At 60.8% G+C, this 26159-nt stretch carries 24 protein-coding genes and 1 pseudogene; 12 read left to right on the forward strand and 13 right to left on the reverse strand.

Annotation, left to right across the window (positions count from 1 at the left end; all coding sequences use genetic code 11):
• Window positions 1–23: 23 nt before the first annotated feature.
• Window positions 24–1079 (reverse strand): annotated as a pseudogene (locus B7Y49_RS08125) (acyl-CoA dehydrogenase family protein); the annotation flags it as partial.
• A gap of 175 nt (window positions 1080–1254) precedes the next feature.
• Here B7Y49_RS08125 and B7Y49_RS08130 point away from each other — a divergent pair.
• Window positions 1255–2655: an amino acid permease gene (locus B7Y49_RS08130; RefSeq protein WP_374127085.1), complete on the forward strand. Its 1401-nt coding sequence runs from the start codon at window positions 1255–1257 to the stop codon at window positions 2653–2655.
• Window positions 2656–2658: 3 nt separating this feature from the next.
• Here B7Y49_RS08130 and B7Y49_RS08135 read toward each other — a convergent pair whose 3' ends face one another.
• Window positions 2659–2904: a hypothetical protein gene (locus B7Y49_RS08135; protein WP_374127086.1), complete on the reverse strand. Its 246-nt coding sequence runs from the start codon at window positions 2902–2904 to the stop codon at window positions 2659–2661.
• A gap of 156 nt (window positions 2905–3060) precedes the next feature.
• Here B7Y49_RS08135 and B7Y49_RS08140 point away from each other — a divergent pair, with 156 nt between their 5' ends.
• Both B7Y49_RS08140 and B7Y49_RS08145 read left to right on the forward strand, forming a co-directional pair.
• A complete protein-coding gene (locus B7Y49_RS08140; RefSeq protein WP_374127087.1) occupies window positions 3061–3837 on the forward strand; it encodes a DNA/RNA non-specific endonuclease in 777 nt (258 codons plus the stop codon).
• Entirely contained in the window at window positions 3827–4222 is a 396-nt protein-coding gene (locus tag B7Y49_RS08145; RefSeq protein WP_374127088.1) for a hypothetical protein, read from the forward strand. Before B7Y49_RS08140 ends, B7Y49_RS08145 begins: the two co-directional genes overlap by 11 nt.
• Before the next feature lies 1 nt (window position 4223).
• Here the strand turns inward: B7Y49_RS08145 and B7Y49_RS08150 are convergent, their stop codons facing one another.
• From B7Y49_RS08150 to B7Y49_RS08195, 10 genes are all read right to left on the reverse strand, one after another.
• Complete coding sequence (locus B7Y49_RS08150) at window positions 4224–4580, reverse strand: GFA family protein (protein ID WP_374127089.1); 357 nt, start codon at window positions 4578–4580, stop codon at window positions 4224–4226.
• Window positions 4577–7258, reverse strand: coding sequence for an aconitate hydratase (acnA, locus tag B7Y49_RS08155; RefSeq protein ID WP_374127090.1), 2682 nt, complete (start codon window positions 7256–7258; stop codon window positions 4577–4579). The genes B7Y49_RS08150 and acnA overlap by 4 nt, the downstream gene beginning before the upstream one ends.
• 251 nt (window positions 7259–7509) lie before the next feature.
• Window positions 7510–8208, reverse strand: a complete 699-nt coding sequence (locus B7Y49_RS08160) for a hypothetical protein (protein ID WP_374127091.1) — start codon at window positions 8206–8208, stop codon at window positions 7510–7512.
• Between the two features lie 22 nt (window positions 8209–8230).
• Entirely contained in the window at window positions 8231–9763 is a 1533-nt protein-coding gene (locus B7Y49_RS08165) for an FAD-dependent oxidoreductase (protein ID WP_374127092.1), read from the reverse strand.
• A 557-nt stretch (window positions 9764–10320) separates the two neighbouring features.
• Window positions 10321–12003, reverse strand: coding sequence for a long-chain fatty acid--CoA ligase (locus tag B7Y49_RS08170; protein WP_374127093.1), 1683 nt, complete (start codon window positions 12001–12003; stop codon window positions 10321–10323).
• A 63-nt stretch (window positions 12004–12066) separates the two neighbouring features.
• Window positions 12067–12264: a hypothetical protein gene (locus tag B7Y49_RS08175; protein WP_374127094.1), complete on the reverse strand. Its 198-nt coding sequence runs from the start codon at window positions 12262–12264 to the stop codon at window positions 12067–12069.
• A 58-nt stretch (window positions 12265–12322) separates the two neighbouring features.
• Window positions 12323–13984 carry a diguanylate cyclase gene (locus B7Y49_RS08180; RefSeq protein WP_374127095.1) on the reverse strand — a complete coding sequence of 554 codons (1662 nt, stop codon included), beginning with the start codon at window positions 13982–13984 and terminating at the stop codon, window positions 12323–12325.
• 133 nt (window positions 13985–14117) lie between these two features.
• The gene (locus B7Y49_RS08185; protein ID WP_374127096.1) at window positions 14118–14462 is read right to left on the reverse strand and encodes a UrcA family protein; all 345 of its coding nucleotides are present in this window, start codon (window positions 14460–14462) and stop codon (window positions 14118–14120) included.
• A gap of 238 nt (window positions 14463–14700) precedes the next feature.
• Window positions 14701–17016, reverse strand: a complete 2316-nt coding sequence (clpA, locus tag B7Y49_RS08190) for an ATP-dependent Clp protease ATP-binding subunit (protein WP_374127097.1) — start codon at window positions 17014–17016, stop codon at window positions 14701–14703.
• A gap of 121 nt (window positions 17017–17137) precedes the next feature.
• The gene (locus B7Y49_RS08195) at window positions 17138–17335 is read right to left on the reverse strand and encodes a DUF1192 domain-containing protein (protein WP_374127098.1); all 198 of its coding nucleotides are present in this window, start codon (window positions 17333–17335) and stop codon (window positions 17138–17140) included.
• Window positions 17336–17432: 97 nt separating this feature from the next.
• On the opposite strand from B7Y49_RS08195, the gene B7Y49_RS08200 reads away from it, so the two are divergent.
• The 9 genes from B7Y49_RS08200 to B7Y49_RS08240 all read left to right on the forward strand — a co-directional run bounded on the left by B7Y49_RS08200 (window position 17433) and on the right by B7Y49_RS08240 (window position 25903).
• A complete protein-coding gene (locus B7Y49_RS08200) occupies window positions 17433–18455 on the forward strand; it encodes an NAD(P)H-quinone oxidoreductase (protein WP_374127099.1) in 1023 nt (340 codons plus the stop codon).
• A gap of 88 nt (window positions 18456–18543) precedes the next feature.
• Complete coding sequence (locus tag B7Y49_RS08205) at window positions 18544–19161, forward strand: glutathione S-transferase family protein (protein ID WP_374127100.1); 618 nt, start codon at window positions 18544–18546, stop codon at window positions 19159–19161.
• A gap of 113 nt (window positions 19162–19274) precedes the next feature.
• Window positions 19275–20126 carry a UDP-2,3-diacylglucosamine diphosphatase gene (locus B7Y49_RS08210; protein WP_374127158.1) on the forward strand — a complete coding sequence of 284 codons (852 nt, stop codon included), beginning with the start codon at window positions 19275–19277 and terminating at the stop codon, window positions 20124–20126.
• A 5-nt stretch (window positions 20127–20131) separates the two neighbouring features.
• Entirely contained in the window at window positions 20132–21169 is a 1038-nt protein-coding gene (locus B7Y49_RS08215; protein ID WP_374127101.1) for a glycosyltransferase family 1 protein, read from the forward strand.
• Between the two features lie 117 nt (window positions 21170–21286).
• Window positions 21287–21967: a DUF1013 domain-containing protein gene (locus tag B7Y49_RS08220; protein ID WP_374127102.1), complete on the forward strand. Its 681-nt coding sequence runs from the start codon at window positions 21287–21289 to the stop codon at window positions 21965–21967.
• Between the two features lie 110 nt (window positions 21968–22077).
• Window positions 22078–23193, forward strand: a complete 1116-nt coding sequence (locus tag B7Y49_RS08225; protein WP_374127103.1) for an MBL fold metallo-hydrolase — start codon at window positions 22078–22080, stop codon at window positions 23191–23193.
• Window positions 23194–23372: 179 nt separating this feature from the next.
• Window positions 23373–24248 (forward strand): dienelactone hydrolase family protein, encoded by an 876-nt coding sequence (locus tag B7Y49_RS08230; protein ID WP_374127104.1) that lies wholly within the window; start codon window positions 23373–23375, stop codon window positions 24246–24248.
• Window positions 24249–24292: 44 nt separating this feature from the next.
• On the forward strand, window positions 24293–24922 hold the full coding sequence (locus B7Y49_RS08235; protein WP_374127105.1) for a glutathione S-transferase family protein: 630 nt from the start codon (window positions 24293–24295) through the stop codon (window positions 24920–24922).
• Between the two features lie 33 nt (window positions 24923–24955).
• Window positions 24956–25903, forward strand: a complete 948-nt coding sequence (locus tag B7Y49_RS08240; protein ID WP_374127106.1) for a type II CAAX prenyl endopeptidase Rce1 family protein — start codon at window positions 24956–24958, stop codon at window positions 25901–25903.
• Between the two features lie 18 nt (window positions 25904–25921).
• On the opposite strand, the gene B7Y49_RS08245 is transcribed toward B7Y49_RS08240, so the two are convergent.
• A complete protein-coding gene (locus tag B7Y49_RS08245) occupies window positions 25922–26155 on the reverse strand; it encodes a DUF1289 domain-containing protein (protein ID WP_374127107.1) in 234 nt (77 codons plus the stop codon).
• Between the last annotated feature and the right edge of the window lie 4 nt (window positions 26156–26159).

Consider the following 26159-nt stretch of genomic DNA (forward strand, 5'->3'; position numbering starts at 1 on the left):
ATTACCGGTTTCGGCGGGTGTTCCTATCCCGCGCCGATTAACTCGCGCCCGATCAGGAAGCGGCGGATTTCGTTGGTGCCCGCGCCGATATCATAGAGCTTGGCATCGCGCAGGAAGCGTTCGACGGGCCATTCCTTGGTATAGCCCGCCCCGCCCAGCGCCTGGATCGCCTCAAGCGACACCTTCACCGCATTCTCGCTGGCGAGCAGGATGGCGCCTGCCGCGTCGAAGCGCGTCGTCTTGCCCGCGTCGCAGGCGCGCGCGACCGCATAGACATAGGCGCGCGCCGAATTGAGCGCGACATACATGTCCGCAACCTTGGCTTGCATCAGCTGGAACGACCCGATCGGTTTGCCGAACTGTTTGCGCTCGCGGACATAGGGCAGCACCACGTCGAGACAGGCCTGCATGATGCCGAGCGGCCCCGCCGCGAGCACCGCGCGTTCGTAATCAAGGCCAGACATCAGCACCCCGACCCCGCCGTTCAACGGCCCCATGATGTTCTCAGCGGGCACTTCGCAATCCTCGAACACGAGTTCCGCCGTGTCGCTGCCGCGCATGCCCATCTTGTCGAGCTTTTTCGACACGCTGAAACCCGCCATGCCGCGCTCGATCAGGAAAGCGGTGATCCCGCCTGATCCTTCGCCCGTCTTGGCGTAAACCACCAAAGTATCGGCCTCGGTCGAGTTGGTGATCCAGAATTTGGTGCCGTTCAGGACATAGCGATCATTGCCCTTCGCCTCGGCCTTGAGCTGCATCGACACGACGTCGGAGCCCGCACTCGCTTCGGACATGGCGAGCGAGCCGACATGCTCACCGGAAATGAGCTTGGGGAGATATTTCGCTTTTTGCTCCGGATTACCCCAGCGGCGGATCTGGTTGACGCAAAGGTTGGAGTGCGCGCCATAGCTGAGGCCGATCGATGCGGAAGCGCGCGACACTTCCTCCATGGCGATACAATGATCGAGATAGCCGAGACCAAGCCCGCCCCATTCTTCCTCAACGGTAATGCCGTGGAGGCCGAGCGCGCCCATTTCGGGCCAGAGCGAACGGTCAAACGTGTTGGTCGCGTCGATCTCCATTGGGTCTCTCCAAAAACACACCTGTCACCCCGGATCCTTCGACTCACTCAGGAGAGCCTTGTTCCGGGGTCCAGCGTGCCTTACGCGTCGGTGGCTCTTTGGGGCACGGAGGATGCCGGAACAAGTCCGGCGAGACGAAAACCCGTATCGCGGGGGTAGTTCAGGGGTGTTCATGAGTCTCTTTCGCACCAAGATCATCCTGCATGGCGATGATCGCCCGGTCGAACACCGCATGGCGCGCACGCTTGGCTGGCCAAGCCTGGTCGCGCTTGGTGTGGGAGCGATTGTCGGCACAGGCATCCTGACGCTGATCGGCGTTGGGGCGGACCGGGCGGGGCCGGCGGTGTTGTTGAGCTTCGTGATCGCGGGCGCGATCTGCGCATGCGCGGCGCTGTGTTATGCCGAAATGGCGACGATGATCCCGGCGTCGGGCAGCGCCTATACCTATAGCTATGCGGTGCTGGGCGAAGTGTTCGCCTGGGTGGTCGGGTGGAGCCTGATCCTTGAATATTCGCTGGTGGTGGCGAGCGTCGCGGTTGGCTGGTCGGGCTATGCGGTGGGATTTCTGGGCGGGCTGGGCATCGTCGTGCCGCCAGCGCTCGCCAACGGTCCGGCGCTGGGCGGCGTGGTGAACTTGCCGGCGGTCGGCATCATTGCGGTGGTTGCAGGGCTACTTCTGCTCGGCACGCGGGAGAGCGCGCGGGTGAACACGGCGCTGGTGGTGCTGAAGATTGTGACGCTGACGTTATTCGTGTTTGTCGCGCTGCCGCATTTCGATTCCGCCAATCTCCAGCCCTTCGCGCCCTTCGGCTATGGCAGCACGCCCGGCGCAGACGGCGCGAAATACGGCGTGATGGGGGCGGCAGCGATCATCTTTTTCGCCTTTTACGGCTTCGATGCGATCTCGACGGCGGCGGAGGAAGCCAAGAACCCCGAACGCGATCTGGCGATCGGCATCGTCGGATCGATGGTAGCGTGCACAGTGATTTATCTGGTGGTGGCGGCTGCTGCGGTCGGCGCGATCGGCTTCACGCGGTTTTCGGACAGCACCGAGCCGCTGGCGCTCATCCTGCGCGAACTCGGCCAGCCGACGATCGCCACGGTGGTGGCCGCCGCCGCGGCGATTGCGTTGCCCACGGTGCTGCTCGCGTTTCTGTACGGCCAGAGCCGCATCTTCCTGGTGATGGCGCGCGACGGGTTCCTGCCGAAAAGCCTCGCGACGATCGATTCGCGGGGCACGCCCACCCGGATCACGATCGTGACCGCCGCGTTCGTCGCGGTCATCGCCGGGCTGGTGCCGCTCGACGTGATCGCCTCGCTGGCCAATGCAGGGACGCTGTGTGCCTTCGTGGCGGTGGCAGCATGTGTGCTGGTGCTGCGACGGCGCTCACCCGAAGCACGGCGCCCGTTCCGCACACCAGCGGTCTGGGTGATTGCCCCGGCGGCGATCCTCGGCTGTGTCTATCTGTTCACCAGCCTTCAAGGCGTGACGCAGACAGCGTTCTTCATCTGGAACGGCGTGGGGCTGGCGATCTATTTTGCGTTTGGTCGGGCACGTTCGCTGGTGGCCTAAAGATCAGCCGCTCGCGCGGGCCAGCCGTACCAGCGTGAAAATCCCGATCCCGGCCCAGGCAATGTTGAGCACCGCCGACGGCAGCGCGCCGTGCCACCCGCTGTTGAGAATAAACCCCGCCGCCCCGATCACGTTCATCCACTGAAACGTGGGCGATTGCCCCGACAGCCGCCCGCTCGACACCAGCAGATACGAGGCGAGGATGAGCAATGCGGCCGCCCAGCCGATGATTTCGATGGCGATGGGCATGCTTGTGTTACCAAAGTTTCAAACAACGCCGTCGGTTATCTGCAGACCAAGAGCAAGCTCCGTTTGAGCAATGATACCCCTTCGTTGATTCTATGTTGAATTGTTGGATTTTGTTCCATAAATGTTCTCGCCGTTTCAACGAATCGGTGCAGTATCATGGCCATTCCCCAGAGCGACGACGTCAGGGCATTTTCCTATTGGTTGCGGACCGGTCGCCGGCTCGCCAGGCGTTCTCCCGCCACTATAGAAGTGAAGTTCAACCCCTGGCATGACCCGGCCAATGGCGAGTTCACGTTCGCCAATAGCGGTGACTATCATGCCCGTAGGGGTGGCGGCGGCGATTTTGGCGGCGGTGGTTCGTCAGGAAGCTATGACGCGCCGAGATCACCGCGCGCTGCTGCGAAGCCATCATTGGTTAAAAAGCAACAGGTATCAAAAGCGAAAGCTCCAGATCGAACAAGTATCGTGCCGGTAGGTTTGGCCGTGAGGCCACCCGTCGAGACGTTTCGACGGGTTACCAAAAATGGCTATGAGTTTGAACTGGATTCGGGCGAGCAAATGCGTCGAGCTTCGGGTACTTTAACGAAGGGCACCGAAAAGCGAAATTTACGGGGTCAGCGTGTAGCCGGAGGATCGGATCGTCGATCCACGGATGATGGCGGGCATTACATCGCCCGACGCTTCAACGGACCGCCGGATGACTTTAACCTTTTCCCGCAGGACGCGAATTTCAATCGCGGCACATATCGCCTTCTTGAGGAGCAATGGGCGAGAGCCAAAAGGGCTGGGAAGAAAGTTGAGATTGAAATTGTACCTGGCTTCGAAGCGGGATCGACGCGCCCGTACGAGGTTGACGTAACTTTTTGGATAAATGGTCGCCGTGAGAGCATAAAATTCCCAAACGAAAAGTCGGAGAAGCGTCGTGGAAAATGATGAAGTGGAAAAGATTCTTAACGAAATAGGTCAGATTTTGTCAGAAGATAAAGCATATCCACTCGATAATACGTTGCTTTTCGCTCGTCTTGATTATGGTATGGTAGGGCCGTCTATTTTCAAGAATCTCGGCAACCACATCCTGTATCGTAGCCCCGACCTCGACACGCTCGGTTATGCGCTATTGGATTTGTGGGAAGAACAGCCCGAAGGGCGGCGTTGGGCAGAAATGGAGTATCTAATCAAGGACGGCAAGTTCGAGGCGGTCTTTGTATATCCCGACGAGCTCGACCCCGAAGAAGAGCCGATGGATCGCCGTACCCGAATCGTTCGTCGGTATTTCGGCGACAAGCCGATCGTTTATCCTCAGCCGGGGGAAGAGTAGGTCAACCCTCCCAACTGCGACCATCAACCGGTCTGATCTCCACCGCAGCATAATCAGCCGGATCGAACAGCCGCATATTGCCGCCGATCCGGTCATAACCGGGATCGAGCGCCAGCCAATGCGTGGTGGTACCGCACACCGCGCACCAGTGCTTGGCCAATGACGGATCGGGCAGGTCGGCGCGGACATAGTTTCGCGTCTCGCCGGCGACCGTGACCGCGGCGGGCGGGGAATAGCCCCAGATCGCCCCGCGCGTCATGCACAGCGAGCAGTTGCAGTCATTGATATAGTCGGGCGCGGCCGGGATCGTCACCCGCACCGCGCCGCAATGGCAGCTGCCGGAAAGCGGTCCGTTCACGAGGCCGCCAGGTTCCTCAGCACGTAGTGCAAAATGCCGCCGTTCAGGAAATATTCCAGCTCGTTGACCGTATCGATCCGGCAACGCGTTTCGAACGTCTCCACCGACCCGTCAGCGCGGGTGAGCGTAACGGTGACGTCCTGGCGCGGGCGGAGATCGGCGACGCCGGTGATCGTGAAGGTCTCCGTGCCGTCGAGTTTCAGCGTGGTGCGGTCCACCCCATCGGCGAACTGCAGCGGCAGCACGCCCATGCCGACCAGGTTGGAGCGGTGAATGCGCTCGAAGCTCTCGGTGATGACCGCGCGCACGCCGAGGAGGTTGGTGCCCTTGGCCGCCCAGTCACGTGACGAGCCGGTGCCATATTCCTTGCCCGCGACGACGACGAGCGGGGTACCATCTGCCTTGTAGCGCATCGCGGCGTCATAGATCGCCATGACTTCGCCGGTCGGGATGTACTTGGTGACGCCGCCTTCAATGCCCGGCGTCATCTCGTTCTTGATGCGGATATTGGCGAAGGTGCCGCGCATCATTACGTCGTGATGCCCACGCCGCGCGCCGTAGGAGTTGAAGTCGGCCTTCGATACCTGATGTTCCTGCAGGAACTTGCCTGCGGGCGAGTCCGCCTTGATCGAACCGGCGGGCGAGATGTGATCGGTCGTGATCGAATCGGCGAACAGCGCGAGCGGGCGTGCCTCGATAATGTCGGTCACCGGTGCGGGCGTCATCGTCATTCCGTCGAAATAGGGCGGGTTGGCGACATAGGTGGAGCCTGCGCGCCACATATAGGTGTCCGATCCCGTCACGTCGATCGACTGCCATTTGGCGTCGCCTGCAAACACATGGGCATAGCGCGCTTGGAACATGCCGCGATCGATATTGGCGTCCATCACACTGCGGATTTCGGCGTTGGTGGGCCAGATATCCTTCAGATACACATCGCTGCCATCGGTTGCCTGGCCGATCGGGGTGGTGACGAAATCGGTCGTGACGCTGCCCTTGAGCGCATAGGCCACAACCAACGGTGGCGAGGCGAGGAAGTTGGCGCGGACATCGGGCGACACGCGGCCTTCGAAGTTGCGGTTGCCTGATAGTACCGAGGCGGCGACGATGTCATTCTCGTTGATCGCTGCCGAAATCGCGGGCGCGAGCGGCCCTGAGTTGCCGATGCAGGTCGTGCAGCCATAGCCGACCAGGTTGAAGCCGACCGCGTTGAGATCCGCCGTCAGCCCGGCCTTGTCGAGATAATCGGTCACCACCTGGCTACCCGGTGCGAGCGAGGTCTTCACCCAGGGCTTGGGCTTCAGGCCAAGCGCATTGGCCTTGCGTGCGACAAGGCCTGCGGCGACGAGCACCGAGGGGTTCGAGGTGTTGGTGCAGCTGGTGATCGCGGCGATCACGACGTCGCCGTCGCCGATGTCATGATCCTTGCCCTCGACCGCGACGCGCTTGGGCTCGGAATGGCTGTATACCTTGGCGAGATCGGCGTTGAACACATCGTCGACCTGGGTCAGCACCACTTTGTCCTGCGGGCGCTTCGGCCCGGCGAGCGAGGGGACGACCACGCTCATGTCGAGCTCAAGCGTATCGGTGAACACGGGATCGGGCGCATCGGCGAGCCGCCACATGCCTTGCGCGCGCGCATAAGCCTCGACCAGCGCGATCTGCTCTTCGGTGCGGCCGGTGAGGCGCAGATAGGTGAGGGTCGCGTCATCAACGGGGAAGAAGCCACAGGTTGCGCCATATTCAGGCGCCATATTGGCGATCGTCGCGCGGTCAGCCAGCGAGAGTGCATCAAGGCCGGGGCCGTAGAATTCGACGAAGCGCCCGACCACGCCCTTGGCGCGCAGCATCTGGGTGACGGTGAGGACCAGATCGGTCGCTGTGATGCCTTCAGCCAGCGTGCCCGTAAGCTTGAAGCCGACGACTTCGGGAATCAGCATCGAGACGGGCTGGCCGAGCATCGCGGCTTCCGCCTCGATCCCGCCGACGCCCCAGCCGAGCACACCGAGGCCGTTGACCATCGTCGTGTGGCTGTCTGTGCCGACACAGGTATCGGGATAGGCGACCATGCTGCCATCCGGGGCCTGTGACGACCACACGGCCTGGGCGATATTCTCAAGGTTCACCTGGTGGCAGATGCCGGTGCCGGGGGGCACGACCTTGAAATTATCGAGCGCCTTCGATCCCCATTTCAGGAATTCATAGCGTTCGTTGTTGCGGGCATATTCCAGCTCGACATTGTCGTGGAACGCCTGGGGCGTGCCGAATTCATCGACCATTACCGAGTGATCGATGACGAGGTGAACGGGCACCAGCGGATTGATCTTCTGTGCGTCGCCACCCAGCCGGGTGATCGCATCGCGCATCGCCGCGAGATCGACGACGCAAGGAACACCGGTGAAATCCTGCATCAGCACGCGCGCAGGGCGATACTGGATTTCACGATCCGATTTGCGCTCCTGCTGCCAGTCGACCAGCGCCTGGATATCCTCGGTCGTCACGGTCTTGCCGTCTTCGAAACGCAGCAGATTTTCGAGCAGCACCTTCATCGAAAAGGGCAAGCGGCTGATATCACCCAGCTTCGCCGACGCCTTGGACAGGCTGTAATAGCTGTAGCTCTGGCCGCCTGCGCTCAGCGTGTCGCGTGTGCCGAGCGTGTCTTGTCCGATGGCGGTCATAAGCGGTCCTTCCCTGTTGGCCCTATCAGCGAAGGTGAACGCGGTGGCAGTTGGGGAAACCGCTCACGACCGCGCCATCGCCGATGCATTGCTGTGCGGGAGGCCTTAGCAAGCAGGCGCGCACGGGGGAAGGGGTGGGGTGCGAAGGACGAGGAGTCGGTCCGTTAGGTGCTGGCGACCAAACTGATGCATACCGTCAGACACGCGGTGCCGCAGAAAAAAGATACCACCTAGCCTCACTTTTTACTCTGCTAGGCGAACGTGCGTTCAACGTAGCCCTTCGCGGAATAATCGAGCAGACGACATCCCAACAATTGCAGGATCTCATGAAAATCGAGACAGAATAACTCATTTTCCATGCTAGCGATGATCATGCCGAGAAGTTCTCCGTGCGCAGTGAAGACGGGTCGGCCGGAGCTTCCGGCGTGAACTTCGACAGACGAATTCTCCCTGTTCACGAAGAACCCACGCGTCCGGACTGTAAGGCCATCGGCATACATAATTTCCGGGTTGGCACGTACGCGAGTTATAACGCCGAAGCGATCGCCCTTCACGAACACCTCACCATTGCCCTGAAGAAAGTGGTCGATCGGCGACATAACTGATCGGACCGGATCATGTCCCGAGGAGTTCCGAACGGCGACATCGGGATCGATGCGGATCACGCCTACTTCCTTTAGGCAGCTATAATTGGGGTCAACGCGCCAGAGGTCCATAACGGAGTTGAAACGACTCCAATCGGCCTTGCCAATTTTCCGGCCTTCTCGGTTTAAGATTTTAGCGCCCGAGCGAAAGCCAAAAACATGGGCCGCGCTAATACAATAAATCTCGCGTTCGTCGCCGTCCTTGTCCGGCGTGACGAACGCAGCGATCCGACCTATCCGCCGCTTCTCTCCGACGACAGCATGAATCTCCTGACTCACCTCAACGAGTTCTGTCGAACCGGTCATTTGACGAGGTCTCCCATGGGTGTCAGATCACTCTCGGCGGGCCCTTCGCCCGTTCATACTCGATATTGTAGCCAGCGTATACCGTGGGGCCGTCCCATTTGAGATTTTCTTCGTGGACGATCACCCTAAATCCGGGATTTTGATCGACTTTGCCGATCGCAACTTCCGCGACCTTTCTGGGGTAGTTAGAGCGGTAGTACCGTTCGAGCCTATCTCTGGCCGTTTCGATAGGCGTGACCTCGCTCAGTGGGCCTCTCACCTGCGCAGCCGGACCGTATTTGTCAGTGGAAATGGAATTCGAGAAGTCGAATTCGGCAGCGTTGTCCTTGCTAAAGGCTTCTAATTTAGACGCTCCGAACGTATCGTTCGCGAGCGGACAGTAGGATCGCCTCGGGCCAATCCTCTCGAGTACCCGGCTGAAGGGTCCGACTTCAATCTGTCCAGAAGCCGCCTCTCCCTGAACGAAGTAGCTATCATCCCTAAAAACGACGCCTGTGGCCTCGAGCTCGATTCGGGTCAGGAGGTTTTCGGAAAGGAGGAAGCCTAGGAGAACCTTGTGGATTGGAGATGCCCTGGGAGAGAATGGTTGCGAAAACTTACTCAAAAGCGTCATAGTCACGGCGTCGTTATAGCGAGATCGAAGAAATTTCTTACCCTGCGGCGATAAAATGTCGCCGAGGTAGACAGTTGAGAGCGCTTCTTGGGCTCCCTGCGGATCGGTTGAGAACACTGTACGTGCGGTCTCTTCCTCGGTTTTGATAAGATCCTGCTTTTCGACGTCGACGACGAATTTGTCGGCTACGAAGCGGTAGAGTTGATCAATGTTCTCGTTTGGCCATGCACAGCGAATCAATTCAACCAGCGCGCCGTCGCCATCGCCCACGATCGCAACGGAGGGCTTCTCGAATTTTGAACCGATTGGGATTGGCGAGGTGTCTTCCCAGTAGGAGAAGCGGTCATAGCCCGATATCTTTCGCTCGCTGCTGAACCCGGTCGTTGCGAAGACCGCTGTGAACAGGTCGTACCGTTCGTCGCCGCCGTCTTTGAACGTAACGCGCAGCTTGTTGTTGCGGTTCTCGATCTTAGTCACGTTAGTTGCTAGGTTAACATTAATCCCCTGATGCTCCGCTCCAACGAAGCCAGATCTAAACTCTTGCTCTATCATGTCGGCGATTTCGTTAGAAAAAGCGGAATGCCAATTCAGGAACGGCAGGTCTGTCGAACTTGGTAACGACGAATAAGGCCATGTTACTGAGTTAGGATGTATAAAACGTGTCGTGTTCTTTCTCTGCAACGGCATCAACACGTCGGCGCGCTCAAATAGCGTAACTTGGTAGCCCCTTACGAACATGGCGGCGGCGCACATCACGCCGGCGACCCCACCGCCAACGACAGCCACATCCGTGCCGCTCGCAATACTGCTCGCTACTGCGTCGACTAAATCGAGCGCCCGGCGCTGCTGTGTATGCAAGCTGACGCGCCAAGACATTCCGCCGAGCAGATATATTGAGCGCTTTGGATCAGGCTTACACGCCCTTACTATATCGTTGTTCAAACCGCCCCCATGCAGTCAGATTAGCAATTGTATTCGTTCACGCAATGGGTCTTTTTGCATTTTTAGTCTTATTCTACGACGTTAGTTTAAAAACTTGAGGATTTGCCTTATCGATAGCCATCACCTAATTCATTTAATTAATAACTATTGATCCGGACACAAAAATAAGATATAATCATGTTTCAAAAATCAATCATTTCGGCCAAATACAAAAACCGCCCTTCTGTTAATACTTGTTACTGCAATTGCGATTACATCGTCCAGGCGAGCACGCACCGGCAGCGGACGTTTTTTGAACGCGAGAATTATGCTGTGTAGCGGGATTTGTTGGAATTACGGTGACAGTGCACTTTATTCCGGACCCGTTGCTTGGCGGCCAAACTTGCCGGGCTTTGGATCACGCCCCAGTTGAGTGGCGACGCGGTCGAGAAAGGCGCTGTCGCCCAGTGGCCGCCCGATGCTTTCCGCTTGTCGGAACGTCGATTTACGGTGACACTGCACCTTATTCGCTCAATTTACGACACTGCAACCGCAGTTCATCATAAATCCTGCACCCCCTACCCCAGCACCTCCGCCACCAGATCCTTGCGGCTCAGCTTGCCGATCATCGTCTTGGGCATGGTCTCGCGCACCACGACGCTGTCGACTTGTTCGACCTTGCCGAGTTGCGGATTGAGCCAAGCGGTTAGCGCCGCCCCCGTCGCCTCCTCGCCGTCGTTCAGCGTCACATAGGCGCGCGGATGTTCGCCGCGGTAGCTGTCGGGGATGCCGATGACGAGCGCCTCTTTGACCGCGGGGTGCTTGTACAGGATCGCCTCGATCTGGCTGGGGAACACCTTGAACCCGCCGACCGCGATCATGTCCTTCAGCCGGTCGACGATCTTCACAAAGCCATCGCTGTCGATCTGGCCAACATCGCCGGTGCGCAGCCATTTGGTGCCGTCGGCATCGATGATGAACACATCGGCATCGGCATCGGGCCGGTTCCAATATCCCTTCATGATCTGCGGTCCCGCGACCAGGATCTCGCCGGGCTCGCCCTCTCGCACAGGATGCGCGGGATTTTCCTTGTCGACCAGGCGAATGCGCGTGGCGGGCAGCGGCTGGCCGATCGTGCCGGTCTTGCCCTCGCCTAGATAGGGATTGGCGGAAACGACGCCCGAGGTCTCGGACAGGCCATAGCCTTCCACCAGCTGCGCCTTGGTGACCTGCTCAAACTTTGTGCGCAGCTCGCCCGGCAGCGGCGCGCCGCCGGATATGCAGACGCGCAGGCAAGAGAAATCGGTGCTGGCGATCTTCGGGTGATCGAGCAGCGCCTGATACATGGTCGGTACACCCGGTAGCGCGGTGGCGCGGGTTCGCGAGATGGCGGCAAGCGCCTGGGCGGCATTGAAGCGCGGCAGCATCACAATGCACCCGCCCGACAGCACCGTCCGGTTGAGCACGCAGGTATTGGCGAACACATGGAACAGCGGGAGCACGCCGAGAATGCGGTCCTCCATGCCCGGCTCGGGATCGATCGCGTTCACCTGTCGCGCATTCGCGGTCAAATTCTGGTGAGTGAGCATCGCGCCCTTGGGGCTGCCCGTGGTACCGCCGGTATATTGGATCAGGGCGACATCATGCTCGGGGTCGATTGCGGCGGGGGGCAGTTTGCCATCATTCGCGATCAGCGCGCTGAACGCGGTGATGCGCGGATCATGCGGCTTGGCGGCCACGTCTTTCCCGTTGAACAGGCGGTAGAAAATCGATTTGACCGGCGGCAGCGCGCCCGCGACCGATCCGACCACCAGCCTTTCGAGCGCGCTTTCCTCCAGCACCTTCAGCGCCGTGGGAAGCAGCGCCGACGCGGAGATCGTGAACAGCATCCGCGTGCCCGAATCGGCGACCTGATGCTCAAGTTCCGCCGCGGTATAGAGCGGCGAAAAGTTTACCACCGTCGCGCCCAGTTTCAGGATGCCGTAATAGGCAGCGACATAATGCGGCACGTTCGGCAGGAACAACCCGATCCGATCGCCCGGCCCATAGCCAAGCGCGTGTAATCCCTTGGCGACGCGGTTTGCGCCATCCAACGTTTCAGCATAGCTGTAATGGCGGCCGAGGAAATCGATCAGCGGCGCATCGCCGTTCAGCGAAGCAGCCTGATCGAACATCGTCGTCATCGCTAAGGGCGGGAAAGGTCGGTCCCAACCGCCGGGGTGTCGGTAAGAAGTGTGCCAAGCGTTTTCGTCGCGGATCATTGACACAGGTGTAAGCAGCAACGCGCTGCAATCAACCCGTCATTTTAGGGCGAACGGTAACGCTCAGGCGAAGCGCTTCGAGGTCCAGGTGATGAGGACCGAAACCGCCATCAGGCCGACATCAAAAGCGGCGCGCACCTCGCGCGGGGTGGGATCGCTCGCTTCATGAGTGATGACACGGATATCCGCCGTCGGATGCCGAACCGACATCGCGAGCAACAGCAGTGCAGAACCAGCCAAGATTACCCGACGATTACGCATGACGAGTCGTCCTCCTGAAGTCAGGCTTACTTTACTTTTGGAGTCGCTGCAAGTGGCTTCAGGCGGCGATCGCCAAATCATATCGCACCCGATCGCGGCCTTCGGATTTGGCGGCGAACAGCGCGCGATCAGCCCGGCGATAGAGTTTCTTCCAGTCAATGTCGGTGGCCAGTGGGCCCGTGCTTGCGCCGATGCTGGCCGTAACGGTCAGATCGAAGGGCATGCGTTCGGCGCGCAACCGATCAAGGATCGTCGCGGCGTCAATCGCGCGATTGGCGGGCAGCAGGACCGCGAACTCCTCGCCACCGATCCTCGCCACCAGCCCCTCGGCAGGGATTGATGCGCGCAACGCCCGAGCGAACACGCGCAACACCTCGTCGCCGCCATCATGGCCAATCGTTTCGTTGACCGCCTTGAAATGATCTAGGTCCGCGATCAATAGAACATGATCCCCCGTCTGGCCGATCGCCCGGGCCAAAAATGACCGGCGGTTGAGCAGCCCGGTCAGCGGATCGGTATCTGCAAGCGCTCGAGCGGCGAGTTCGCGGACGCGCGCATCGTCTCGCTCACGGCTGAGCAGGCGGACGCGATAGGAAATCGCGAACGATGACAATAACGCTTCGCTCGTCATTGCCATAATCGTCGAGTTATCGACCCAGAAGCTCCAGTTGATGAAGTTCAGGCCATTGGCAACGCGAAGCCCGGCAAAGATGATCGGCGCGGCCCAGGCGATGGTAACCACCCAGAAATAGCGGCTTCTGGTCGTCCATGCCCGCCACAATATAGGGGGGACAAGCGCCACGACGCCGATAAAGGACATCACAAAAATCCGCTGCAGCATGAATGCCTGCCACGGGACGAGCAGCGCGAACATCACCGCGCTGGCGATCAATACGCCGCAGACAAGCATGATGGCGGGGGAGAGCCACCCGGCACAGACTTCAGGTTCGAAATAGGCACGGGCAAACAGCAGCGCGAGGCTCGCTGAAATCCCGAGCATCAGATAGTTGATCTTGACCCGGACCAAATCGGGCAGATCGGGCCAGATCCAGGCCAGCGCGCCTGATGATGACAGCGCATAGACCGCAAGCGATGCGACCATCAGACAGTAAATGAGCTGGAAGGGGTGCCGCAACGCCCGCCACATCGCCAGGTTATGCAGGATCAGCGCCACGCATAGCCCGCCAAATGCCGAATAAAGTGCTGCCATGAACAGGTTGAGTGTCGCACTTTCGCCCGGTTCGGTAATTTGGGCGCCGACCACAATACCGCGGGGATTCCCCGATCCTTCGATCTTCCAAAGCAGTTGGACAAGGGGTGTCGCGCGCGCGGGCAGCACTTGTTCGACAATCGCGCCGAGCTGCAAGTGGCGCGAAATCTCATGCTTGGCCATCGGCAGCGCGATAATCACCCCGTCGGCATAGCGCCCGTAGAGGATCGAGCGATCCTGTGTTGTCGCCGATGTGCGCACGGCCGCCGGCATCGAGGGGCTCGACCATTTCGGCAAAACAGGGGCGATTACCCAGAAATCGCCGGGGCCGAAACTGGTTTGCCGCGTTCGGCAATCGAAACGGGCGGTCGCGGCGAATAGCTGCCTGGCTACATCGCCCTTGACTCCACGCTTGACGCATAGGTCAAGCGGTGGGTTGCTGAGGCCATTCTGTGCCCGCGCTGGCGCCGAGGAAAGCGCCATCGCCAATGCGGCGAAAACCAGGGCCAAGATGCGCCGACAGAGGAAAGAACGCCCGAATTCCATTCCATCGGCGGTAACTGACTATAGCAAAGATAATGTAAAGATGGGCCGACCGGCGGAAGGACGTGCGCCTATCCGTCGGCCGGCCCGGCCTTATGCGTCAGCGCGATGCGTTTGCGCCGTTAACCACGGCGATTTGGATGGTGCCCGTTGCTGCCGCAACGCGCTGATCGAGCTGGCGGCGCGCATCGGCGAGAGCAGCGTCGCGGCAGGCGTCGGCACCGCGCGTGAACAGTACGCCGCGACGATACGCAGGTTCGCACACGCGGTTGGCGGCGTGGATCAGCCGCGCATCGATGCGCGCACGACCTTCGACCGAGCGCAGATCGGCACGATTGATGATGACAGTGCGGCTTTCCCGAACGACGGTTTGCGCGAGAACGGGTGTCGAGATGGCGATAGCTGCAAGCGAAATTGCAGACAGCACAATGGCTTTGGTAAACATGGGTGATCTCCTGGGGATAGGGCGAACATGTCCGCGGTCTGCGCCGCGCGACGCCGTTCCCCTAGGCGCGAGACGAGTCAGGCGCGTGACCGGTCAGCGACACGCCTGGGAAGAAATTACGACAGTTATGCTGCCATAGTGTCGCCGATCTGACACATCGCGCCCACCCCGGCAGCCACAAAAAAGGGCGGCCCGAAGGACCGCCCTTTGATTGTTTCAACTGATTGAGGTCGAAGAGCTATTTTACTTCGATCTTCTCGGCTTTGCCCTTCTTTTTGGGTTTTTTGGGGGCCGCCGGGATGATCTCGAAGGAGAGTGCGTTGTCCTTCAGCTTCACCGTCACCTCGCCGCCATGGACGAGCTTGCCGAACAACAATTCTTCGGCGAGCGGCTGCTTGATCTTTTCCTGGATCAGGCGGCCCATCGGACGGGCACCATAAAGCTTGTCATAGCCCTTGGTGGTGAGCCACGCCTTGGATTCATCGTCCAGGTTGATATGGACCTGCCGATCCGCCAGCTGCAGTTCGAGCTGGAGGATGAATTTGTCGACGACGCGGGCGACAACTTCCGGTGGAAGATAACCGAACGGCACGATTGCATCGAGCCGGTTTCGGAATTCCGGCGTGAACATCTTCTTCACCGCCTCCTCATCCTCGCCTTCGCGCGTCATCGCGCCAAAGCCGACCGCCTCGCGCGCCATGTCGCTGGCGCCCGCATTGGTCGTCATGATCAGGATGGTGTTGCGGAAATCGACTGTCTTGCCGTGGTGATCGGTGAGCTTGCCGTTGTCCATCACCTGCAACAGGATGTTGAACAGATCGGGATGCGCCTTTTCGATTTCGTCGAGCAACAGCACCGAATGCGGCTGCTGGTCGACTGCATCGGTGAGCAACCCGCCCTGATCATAGCCGACATAGCCCGGAGGCGCGCCGATCAGTCGGCTGACCGAGTGGCGTTCCATATATTCGGACATGTCGAACCGCTGGAGCGGGATGCCCATGATCGACGCAAGCTGACGGGCAACTTCGGTTTTGCCGACGCCGGTGGGGCCGGTGAACAGATAATTGCCGATCGGCTTGTCGGGATCGCGAAGCCCGGCGCGCGACAGCTTGATCGCGGACGCCAGTTTTTCGATCGCGGCATTCTGGCCGAACACAACGCGCTTTAGATCGGTTTCGAGGCTGGCAAGCGCCGCCGTATCGTCCTTTGACACCGATTTGGGCGGGATGCGCGCCATCGTCGCGATTACCTGTTCGATCTCCTTGGCGGTGATCGTGCGCTTGCGGCGGCTGGGCGGCACGAGCATCTGCATTGCGCCAACCTCGTCGATCACGTCGATTGCCTTGTCCGGCAATTTGCGATCGTTGATATAGCGCGCCGACAGTTCGACCGCGGTCTTGATCGCATCGGGCGTGTATTTTACCGAATGATGCTCTTCGAAAGCGGTCCGCAGCCCGGTCAGGATCTTGATCGTATCCTCGATCGTCGGTTCGTTGACGTCGATCTTCTGGAACCGGCGCAGCAGCGCGCGGTCCTTTTCGAAATGGTTGCGGAATTCCTTGTAGGTGGTCGAGCCGATGCAGCGTATCGTGCCGCCCGACAAAGCCGGCTTGAGCAGGTTCGACGCGTCCATCGCGCCGCCGCTGGTGGCCCCGGCGCCGATGACGGTGTGGATTTCGTCGATGAACAGGATCGCATCGGGCAGCTTTTCGAGCTCGTTGACGACGGCCTTCAGCCGCTCCTCGAAATCACCGCGGTAACGCGTACCGGCGAGCAGCGCGCCCATGTCGAGCGAATAGATGATCGCTGGCTTCAGGACCTCAGGCACATCACCTTCGATGATTTTCCGCGCCAGCCCTTCCGCAATCGCGGTTTTGCCGACGCCGGGATCGCCCACATAAAGCGGGTTGTTCTTGCTGCGGCGGCACAGGATCTGCACCGTCCGGTCAACCTCGGCATGGCGGCCGATCAGTGGATCGACTTTGCCCTTGCGGGCCTTTTCGTTGAGGTCGACGCAGAATTGCTTCAGCGCGCTCTCGCCCTTCGCCTTGCCGTCCTGCTTGGCGGGCTTTTCCTCTTCGGCACCCTTTGGCGACGATGCTTCGGTGGGGGTGCCGCCCTTGCCGACGCCGTGGCTGATGAAGCTGACCGCGTCGAGGCGGCTCATATCCTGCTGCTGCAGGAAATAGACGGCATAGCTCTCGCGCTCGCTGAACAAAGCAACGAGCACGTTCGCGCCAGTCACTTCATCGCGGCCGGATGACTGGACGTGGAGGATCGCGCGCTGGACAACGCGCTGGAAACCGCTGGTCGGCGACGGATCAGTCGCCGCTTCCACCTTCAGCGCCTCAAGCTCGGTATCGAGATAATGGGCGACGGTCGTCTTCAACTCGCCGAGATCGACCCCGCATGATGCCATCACCTTCGACGCGTGCTCGTCATCGACCAGTGCGAGCAGCAGATGTTCGAGCGTTGCATATTCATGGCGGCGCGATGAGGCGGCTTCGAGGGCCTTGTGCAGCGTGGTCTCAAGCGCGGAAGCAAAAGAGGGCATTATCTTAACTCCAAACGGACCGTCAGGCGACGGCCCTTTCCAGCTATGTTGGAAGGCGCGCCCTCCGCATCAAGCACTTGACAAACTTCCGCCCCGAACGGCTTCGAAGGCGAAAGACCTGTCACCGTCTGAATAACGCATCCGCGCTTGCGCGATGGTTAACGGCTTTTGACAAATGTCGCTTGGTGCGTTCGATCTCTGCGGCCAGCGCGGTAATGCGCGCTTCCAGCTCCTCGACCGACAACGGGTCGAGCTCAAGCCGGGCAAGCGCCTCCAGAGGATCGCTCGCCCGACGCGGCAAATTCTCGTCGGGCTCCATGTGCGACAACGTTGACCCGCGCGATCGTCGTGTCAATAAGGCCATCGGGGCTTTTTCCAGCGACGATCCCATACGGGGCCCAAGGGTGGCGGATTCCATGAGCGCAATTCCCGAAACCATGCCGGATATCATGACGGCGATCGATCCGGCCGCGCCCGGCGGGCCGGAAGTGCTGGTGCCCGTGATCCGCCCGATCCCGGTCCCGGGCGCGGGCGAGGTGCTGATCCGGGTTGCCGCGGCCGGGGTGAACCGGCCCGATGTGCTTCAGCGCAAGGGGCTGTACCCGATGCCGCCGGGCGCGCCATCGATCCTGGGGCTGGAGCTGGCCGGTACTGTGGTCGCGCTGGGCGAGGGGGTGGAGCCCGAAATGCTTGGCCAGCCGGTCTGTGCGCTGGTCGGCGGCGGGGCCTATGCCGATTTCGCGGTCGCGCCGGTCGGCACCTGCCTTCCCGTCCCGCCTGCACTCTCGATGGTCGAAGCGGCGGCGATCCCCGAGACGCTGTTCACCGTGTGGACCAATGTGTTTGAGCGCGGCTACGCGAGCGAGGGCGATACCGTGCTCGTTCACGGTGGCACCAGCGGCATCGGGACGATGGCGATCGCGCTCGGCACGATCTTTGGGCTGACCGTGATCGTGACGGCGGGATCGGATGAGAAATGCGCGGCGGCGATGGCGCTGGGGGCGGCGCATGCGATCAATTACAACACGCGGGATTTCGTCGCCGAGGTGAAGGCGTTCACCGGCGGGGCGGGGTGTGCGGTGGTGCTCGACATGGTGGGCGGAGACTATGTGCCGCGCAACCTGCAGTGCCTCGCCGATGACGGCCGCCATGTCTCAATCGCGGTGCAGGGCGGCATGATGGCGACGATCCCGATCTTCGAGGTAATGCGCCGCCGCCTGACGCTCACCGGATCGACGCTGCGCCCCCGCGACCTGGATTTCAAATCAATGGTGGCCGACGAGCTCGCCCGAAACGTGTGGCCGCATGTCGAGGCGGGGCGGCTGAAACCGGTGATCGACAAGACCTTCCCGTTGGCCGAAGCTGGCGCAGCCCATGCCCGGATGGAAGCGGGCGATCATGTAGGCAAGATTGTGCTGACAATGGGCGGCATCTTATAAGGGCAGCTTGTCGCCCGACAGGATTTCCTAATTCGATCCGCGGACGACTGGTGGGCTATGGCGCGCTGGCTGATGCAGGGAGCCTCGCATGACCGACTTGATCCTCCACGAATACGCCCCGTCCGGCAATTGCTACAAAATCCGGCTCACCGCGGCGCATTTGGGAATTGCGCTGGCGCGGCTCGGCTATGACATATTGGCGGGCGAAACGCGGACGCCGTCGTTTCTGGCGACCGTCAACCCCGATGGCCGCATTCCCGTGCTGCAGATCGGCGATCGGTTTCTGCCCGAGAGCAACGCAGCGTGTTTCTACCTCGCCGACGGATCACCGCTGATCCCGGCGGATCGCTTTGCGCGGGCTGATATGCTGCGTTGGATGTTCTTCGAACAATATAATCACGAACCCAATATCGCGACCTTGCGGTTCTGGCTCGCCTTTGTCGGGGAGGATGCGCTGAGCGACATGCAAAAGGCGCAGATTCCGGGGAAGCGCGCGGCGGGGGATGCGGCGCTGGCGCTGATGGATGAACAATTGGCCCGTACGCCGTTTCTGGTTGGGGACACCCTGACGCTCGCCGATATCGCGCTTTATGCGTACACCCATGTTGCTGGCGAGGGGGGATTCGATCTCGCAGCCTATCCCGCAGTGACGGCGTGGCTTGCGCGGATCGCCGCCATGCCGGGTCATATTGGCATTCTCGATTAAAAAACCCGCGTTTCTGCGGTCTCCAACGATTCGAACTGTAACACAAACTCGGCATAGCCGACCAACCAGCCAATGGTTGCAAGGGTTAGAGCATGGACGTTGCCCAGCTTGTGATGGACACCGGCATCACCGATTTCGCCGATTTCGCGCATTCCAATCCCGTCATCCCGGAAAAGTCGGTCGAGGGGCGGCGGCAGTTCCGCACGATCTGGATTTCGGACATCCATTTGGGCACGCGCGGGTGCAATGCCGAGATGCTGATCGACTTTCTCGATCATGTCGACAGCGAAACATTGTATCTGGTCGGCGACATCATCGATGGCTGGCGGCTGAAGAAGAAATTCTATTGGCCAGCCGCGCATAACGACATTGTCTGGCGGCTGCTGAAACGCGCCAAGCGCGGTGCCAAGGTGATCTATATCCCCGGCAATCATGACGAGGTTTTCCGCCAGTTTTCGGGGCTCGACTTTGGCGGCATCTCGATCCGGCGCAAGGCGATCCACCAGACCGTGGATGGCCGCCGCCTGCTGGTGCTGCACGGTGACGAATTCGATGCGATCACGCTGGCGCACAAGTGGCTCGCACATGTCGGCGATTTTGCGTACAATGCGCTGATGGGGCTGAATCGGGCGGTCAATGCGTTTCGCAGACGCTTTAACATGCCCTATTGGTCGCTCTCAAAGCACGCCAAGGCAAAGGTGAAGAACGCTGTCGAGTTCATCTCCAATTACGAAGAGATCGTCGCGCATGCAGCCGGCGCGCGCGGTGTCGACGGGGTGGTGTGCGGGCATATCCATACGGCCGAACACCGCATGATCCAGGGCATCGAATATTGGAACGATGGCGATTGGGTGGAAGGCTGCACCGCGCTGGTCGAACATTTCGACGGCCGGATGGAGGTGCTCCACTGGGCCGATGAAATCGCCGTTCGAGAGCTCGGCAAAGTATCGGCGCTGGCGGCCTGACGCGCGTGCGGATCGCCATCGCCACTGATGCGTGGAGCCCCCAGGTGAATGGAGTGGTGCGCACGCTTCAGTCGGTGCGCGCCGAGCTTGAGCGCCAGGGGCATGAGGTGCTGGTGATCAGCCCCGAGCGTTTCTATTCGATGCCGTGCCCCACCTATCCTGAAATCCGGCTGGCCTTTGCGCGGACCGCGTCAGTCGGCAAGATGCTCGCCGATTTCAATCCGCACGCGATCCATCTGGCGACCGAAGGGCCGATTTGCCTCGCCGCGCGGCGCTGGTGCCTGGCGCGCGATTTTCCCTTCACCACCGCCTATCACACCCAGTTCCCCGATTATGTGTCGGCGCGGATCGGGATCGATCCGGGCTGGATCTGGCGGTATATCACCTGGTTCCACTGGCCTGCCCAGGCAGTGCTTGCATCGACCCCGTCGATCGCGACTACGCTGCGCGACCACGGGCTGACGCGGATCAAGCATTGGGGGCGCGGGGTCGATCTGTCGACTTTCGGCGCACACGTCACGCCCGATCCTGCGATCCGCGCGCTGGCCCATAGCGGTGGGGGGCCGATCCAGCTCTATGTCGGCCGCGTCGCGATCGAAAAGAATATCGAGGCGTTTTTGGACTCGAGCGTGCCGGGCACCAAGGTGATCGTGGGCGACGGCCCTGCCCGCGCGGCGCTGCAGGCGAAATACCCGCAAGCGCACTTCCTGGGCCCGAAGTTCGGTGCCGAACTTGCCGCTGCTTATGCGTCGGCTGACGTGTTCGTATTTCCCAGCAAGACGGACACGTTCGGGCTGGTGATGATCGAGGCGCTGGCATCGGGCGTGCCGGTCGCGGCGTTCCCGGTGACCGGGCCGGTCGATGTGCTGAAACCAGGCGTTGGCGCGATGGCTGAAGATCTGGATGCAGCGATCACCGCTGCACTCACCCTCGATCGGTCGGCCTGCGCCGCTTATGGCCAAACCTTCACCTGGGAAGCGAGCGCGCGGCAGTTTCTGGAGGCACTGGCCCCGGTTCGCCTGGACGAAGCGCTGGCTGCCTGAACTGAAATCGCTCCATAATACGACGTCGCTTGCCCCCACCGCTGATCCGCATTAAGTCCACTCTATTACAGGCCGCTCCGTGAAGGGGCGGCCCTTTCTGTTTTTAAGGAGTTTATCGTGGCCCAGCCGCTCATGCCGCACGCAACCGCCTCATGGCTGGTCGACAATACGGCGCTCAGTTTTGAACAGATCGCCGAATTTTGCGGGCTGCACATCCTCGAAATCCAGGCGATTGCCGATGATACGGCAGCCACCAAGCTTACCGGGCGCGATCCGGTGCGCGCGCATGAGCTGACGCAGGAAGAGATCGAAAAGGGCCAGGCCGATCCGAGCTATTCGCTGAAGATGCTGAAAGGCCCCGATCAGGTCCGCCGCACCAAGGGGCCGCGTTATACCCCGGTATCGAAGCGGCAGGACAAGCCCGATGGCATCGCCTGGATCATCCGCAATCATCCAGAGATTTCGGACGGGGCGATCGGCAATCTGATCGGCACTACCCGCACGACGATCGCCGCGATCCGCGATCGCAGCCACTGGAACATCGCCAACATCACCCCGAAGGATCCGGTGACGCTCGGCCTGTGTTCGCAGCGTGAGCTTGACGCGATCGTCGCCAAGGCCGCCAAGGCAGCGGGCATCGAAGCCCCGGTCGATAACCGGCTCGAGGGCGATCGCGCCGCGCTGATCACAGAACTGCGCGCCCAGCGCGAACAGGCCGCCCGCGATGCCGAAAATGCGGGTGTGGCGGAGACCGAACTCGAGGCGCGCGGCTTCGAGGACCCCTTCAAGCGCCGTTGATTGAGAAAGTATTTGAAATCTAATCCGTTTGTTTCGAGCGAAGTCGAGAAACGGGTTCCGAGCGCTGCGCAGGGTGTCTCGACTTCGCTCGACACGAACGGGGAAGCAGAATGTCGAGCTCAACCCTGAATGGGGATTCTTCCATTACCGCATTCGTCGCTGACGAAAGCTTTGTGCCGACCAGCCATAAGGGGCTGACCTATCCGTTCGGGCATCCGGTGGTCGAGCCGGATGTGCCGTTCGATATCGTGCCCGGGCTGAAGCTGGTGCGGCTGACAGTGCCGGGGCCGCTGAAGCATATCAATTGCTGGCTGATCGACGATCATGACGATCGCGGGCCGGGCGTAGCGCTGGTCGATACCGGCATGAACCTGCCCGATGCGCGCACCGCCTGGAAAGCGCTTTCCAAGGGTGCGCTCGCGGGCGTGCGGATCACCAAGGTGATCGGCACGCATTTCCACCCCGATCATATCGGCCTAGCCGGCTGGATGTGCGATCATCACGATTGCCCGCTGGTGATGACGCGCGGCGAATGGCTGACGGCGCGCATGCTCGCCGCCGATGCGCGCGATGTGGTGCCTGATGAGATGACCGCGTTCTGGCGCGCTGGCGGCTGGGATGACGCGCAGGTGGCGCATGGCACCGCGCGTGGCTGGAGCGGGTTTCGTCGGATCATTACCCCGTTACCGCTGGGCTTCCGGCGGATCGCGGACGGCGACACGCTGATGATCGGCGGTCGGCCGTGGCGGATCGTGACCGGATCGGGCCACAGCCCGGAACATGCGTGTTTGCTCGATGAAGAGCGCGGCATCCTGATTTCGGGCGATCAGGTGCTGCCTCGGATCAGCTCCAACGTTTCGCTGAGTGTCACCGAGCCGGACGCCGATCCGCTCGGCGAATGGCTGGACTCGATCGCGAAGCTGAAGCGGCTGCCGCACCACCTGCTCGTGCTGCCGGGGCATGGCGACCCGTTTATCGGGCTGCACGTGCGTCTCGACGCGCTCGACCGCGAGCACCGCGACCGGCTCGACGAGCTGGCGGTATTCATCGCCGAAGCACCGCGCCGTGCGGTCGACTGCTTCGGGCGGCTGTTCCGACGCGCGATCGGCCCCGAAGTGCTCGGCATGGCGACGGGGGAGGCGCTCGCGCATTTGCGGCGGCTCGAGGTTGAGGGGCGGGCCGTGAAGGACGTGGCGGACGGCGTTTGGTGGTATCGCGCGCCGTGAGGGACAAGATCAACGCCTAGCTACACTGGAGCACCCCTCCTCCCGTTTGCCCTGAGCGAAGTCGAAGGGCACGTGCTGCCCATAGGCTTCGACTTCGCTCAGCCCGAACGGCGGTGGTGGATCGACACAGCTCCATACGGCGCTAATCATGGCCGCCCAGCCAAATCGGGAGTCCAACCATGTCCGACCTTCGCCAGCGCGCGATCGACCTGTACGATGCGTTCACGCATGAGCATCATGATCGCCGCAAGCTGCTGACCCAGATGGTCGCGCTTGCCGGCTCGGTCGCGGCGGCTGAAGTGCTGATCGCCGGGATCGCCGCATCGCCTGTATCGGCCGCGATGATTGATCCGAAAGACCCGCGCCTGACCGCGCAGGATTTCATCGCCAAAGACGGCGTTCGTCAGGGCTATTGGGCAAAGCCGAGCGGCCGCCGGGGGCGGTTGAGCCCGGTGCTGGTGATCCACGAAAATCGCGGGCTGACGCCGCATATCCAGGATGTAACGCGCAAGCTGGCATTGGTGGGCTTTTATGCCTTTGCGCCCGATTTTCTCGCCCCGCTTGGCGGCACCCCGGCGGATGAAAACAAGGCGCGCGAGATGATCGGCAAGCTCGATCTGGGCGTTGCCGTGGCGAACGGCGTCGCGATGATCGAGACGCTTGCGGTGGGCAAGTCGCGCGGCGGCAAGGTGGGCGCGATCGGCTTTTGTTGGGGCGGCGCGATGGTCAATCGGCTCGCGGTGGCAGCGGCGGGCAAGCCGTTGGCGGCCTGCGTTCCCTATTACGGATCAGCGCCGAACCCCGCCGAAGCCCCAAAGGTGACGGCGGCCGTCATGCAGCAGCTCGCCGGGCTGGATGCGCGCGTCAACGGCACCGCACTCCCTTGGGGCGAAGCGCTGAAGGCGTCGGGCAAGAACGTGACCACGCACGTTTATGACGGGGCGAACCACGCTTTCAACAATGACACCTCAGTCGAACGTTATTCGAAGCCGGTGGCCGATCTCGCATGGGAACGCACCACCGCTTTCCTGCATGCACAACTTGACGGCGGCTGAATTTCGTTCACAATTTGTTCTAAAGTGACGAGTCGGAGGATAGCATGGCGAGCGAGCTGATTTTCTACACCAACCCCATGTCGCGCGGACAGATCGCGCGCTGGGCGATCGAGGAAAGCGGCGCGACGTACGACACCGTCGTACTCGATTATGCGACAACGATGAAGCAGGAGCCGTTCCTGTCGATCAACCCGATGGGCAAGGTCCCAGCCATCGTCCATAGCGGAAAGATCGTCACCGAATGCGCCGCGATCTGCGCCTATGTGGCGGATGCCTTTCCCGATGCCGGGCTGGCACCGCCCCTCACCGATCGCGCCGATTATTACCGCTGGCTGTTCTTCGCTGCCGGACCAGTGGAACAAGCCGTTACCAACCGCGCGATGGGGTTCACGCCGTCCGACGAGCAGGGCCGGATGGCAGGCTACGGCAATTACGATCTTGCGGTGGATGTGCTCGAAAAGGCCGTGGCAGCATCGCCCTATATCGCGGGCGACCGGTTTACTGCCGCAGACGTTTATATCGGTTCGCAGGTCATCTGGGGCGTGCAATTCGGCACCCTGCCCAAGCGCGCAGCGTTCGAAGATTATATGGGACGGCTGATCGAGCGCCCGGCCTATGTGCGGGCGAAGGGTATTGATTCAGCGCTGATCGCGGAGGCGCAAGCAGTCGATTGATCACGCAGAATTGCCATAGGCTCAACGTTTCAGTTGAACCGGTTTTCCATTGCTCTAATAACTGTACACAATGTTGGAAGAACAAGGCCAACGGTTAGTCACTTACAAGAACGGAGGCATGCCATCGTGACAGAGTTAGGGAAGAGCGACATGTTGGCACCGCAGTTGCGGCCAGCAGCGGTTTTAGTCTTTTTCCTGATTGCGTTCGGCTGGTCATGGGGCTGGTGGATTTTGGGCCGACCGGTCGGAGTCTCTGACCTGTCCGACGATCGCTTTACCAATATTCTGCTGTGCGGTAGTTTTGGCCCAATGATCGCTGCGTTTGTTGCGTCCTTTGTGGCGGGCGGAGCTGGCGCGACAAAATCATGGCTTGGTTCCCTAATCAAGTTCAGGGCACCGTGGTGGTGTTATCTCTACACGTTCCTGCTGCTCCCGTTGCTGGCGCTTATTGCTGTGACGATGCTGGGCATGGAAGCGAAGATTGGTTGGGCCAAGGCAGCGGGCACGCTTGTGATCGCGATGGTGCCGAATGCAATCATTGGCGGTATCGTGTTCGGCCAGGGTCCGTTAGGCGAAGAACCCGGTTGGCGCGGTTGGCTACAACCTGCCGCGGAGAAGCGATCGCTGTTTTGGGCACCTGTATTCCTGGGCATCATCTGGGCGGCGTGGCACGCGCCCTTGTTCGGCTTTGAGAGCTTCCGCCAAGGCATTGCGTCGATCCCGATCTGGCTGACGGGCTACACGATTTCCCTCATTGCGGCGTCATGCGCGTTCGGGGCGCTGTACCGTTGGTCGAGAGGGTCGGTGCCAATCTGTGTTTTCGCGCATGCCGTTCTCAACATAACTGCAGCCTCGACATCGCGGCTCTGGGCGTTTGATTCGAGCGAATATTTTTTCTGGTTCTACGTCGTCGTGCTGACGATTTTCGGCGTTATAACGGTATGTGTTGACCGACTATTGGGATCACGCAAAACCGCATAATCGGATCATGCCGGATCGTTAGTCCCGTTTAGCGGTAATCCTGTTCTCCCGTTCCATTTGAGCCCGTCGCCCCGGCAGCGCCGCCATCACGCTTGCGCGCCATTCGGGGGAGCCGCTTGCCCAACCGCCGATTTCGTGGAGCGACCGAGCACAGCCAACACAGAGTCGGGTGGCCGGATCGATCTGGCAGATATTGACGCAGGGGCTTTCGATCGGCTCGACCGGAACGATCTCGATAAAGCCCGGCGTCATCGCG

It is taken from the genome of Sphingomonas sp. 28-62-11, from assembly GCF_002278865.1.
Lineage (GTDB): Bacteria > Pseudomonadota > Alphaproteobacteria > Sphingomonadales > Sphingomonadaceae > Sphingomonas.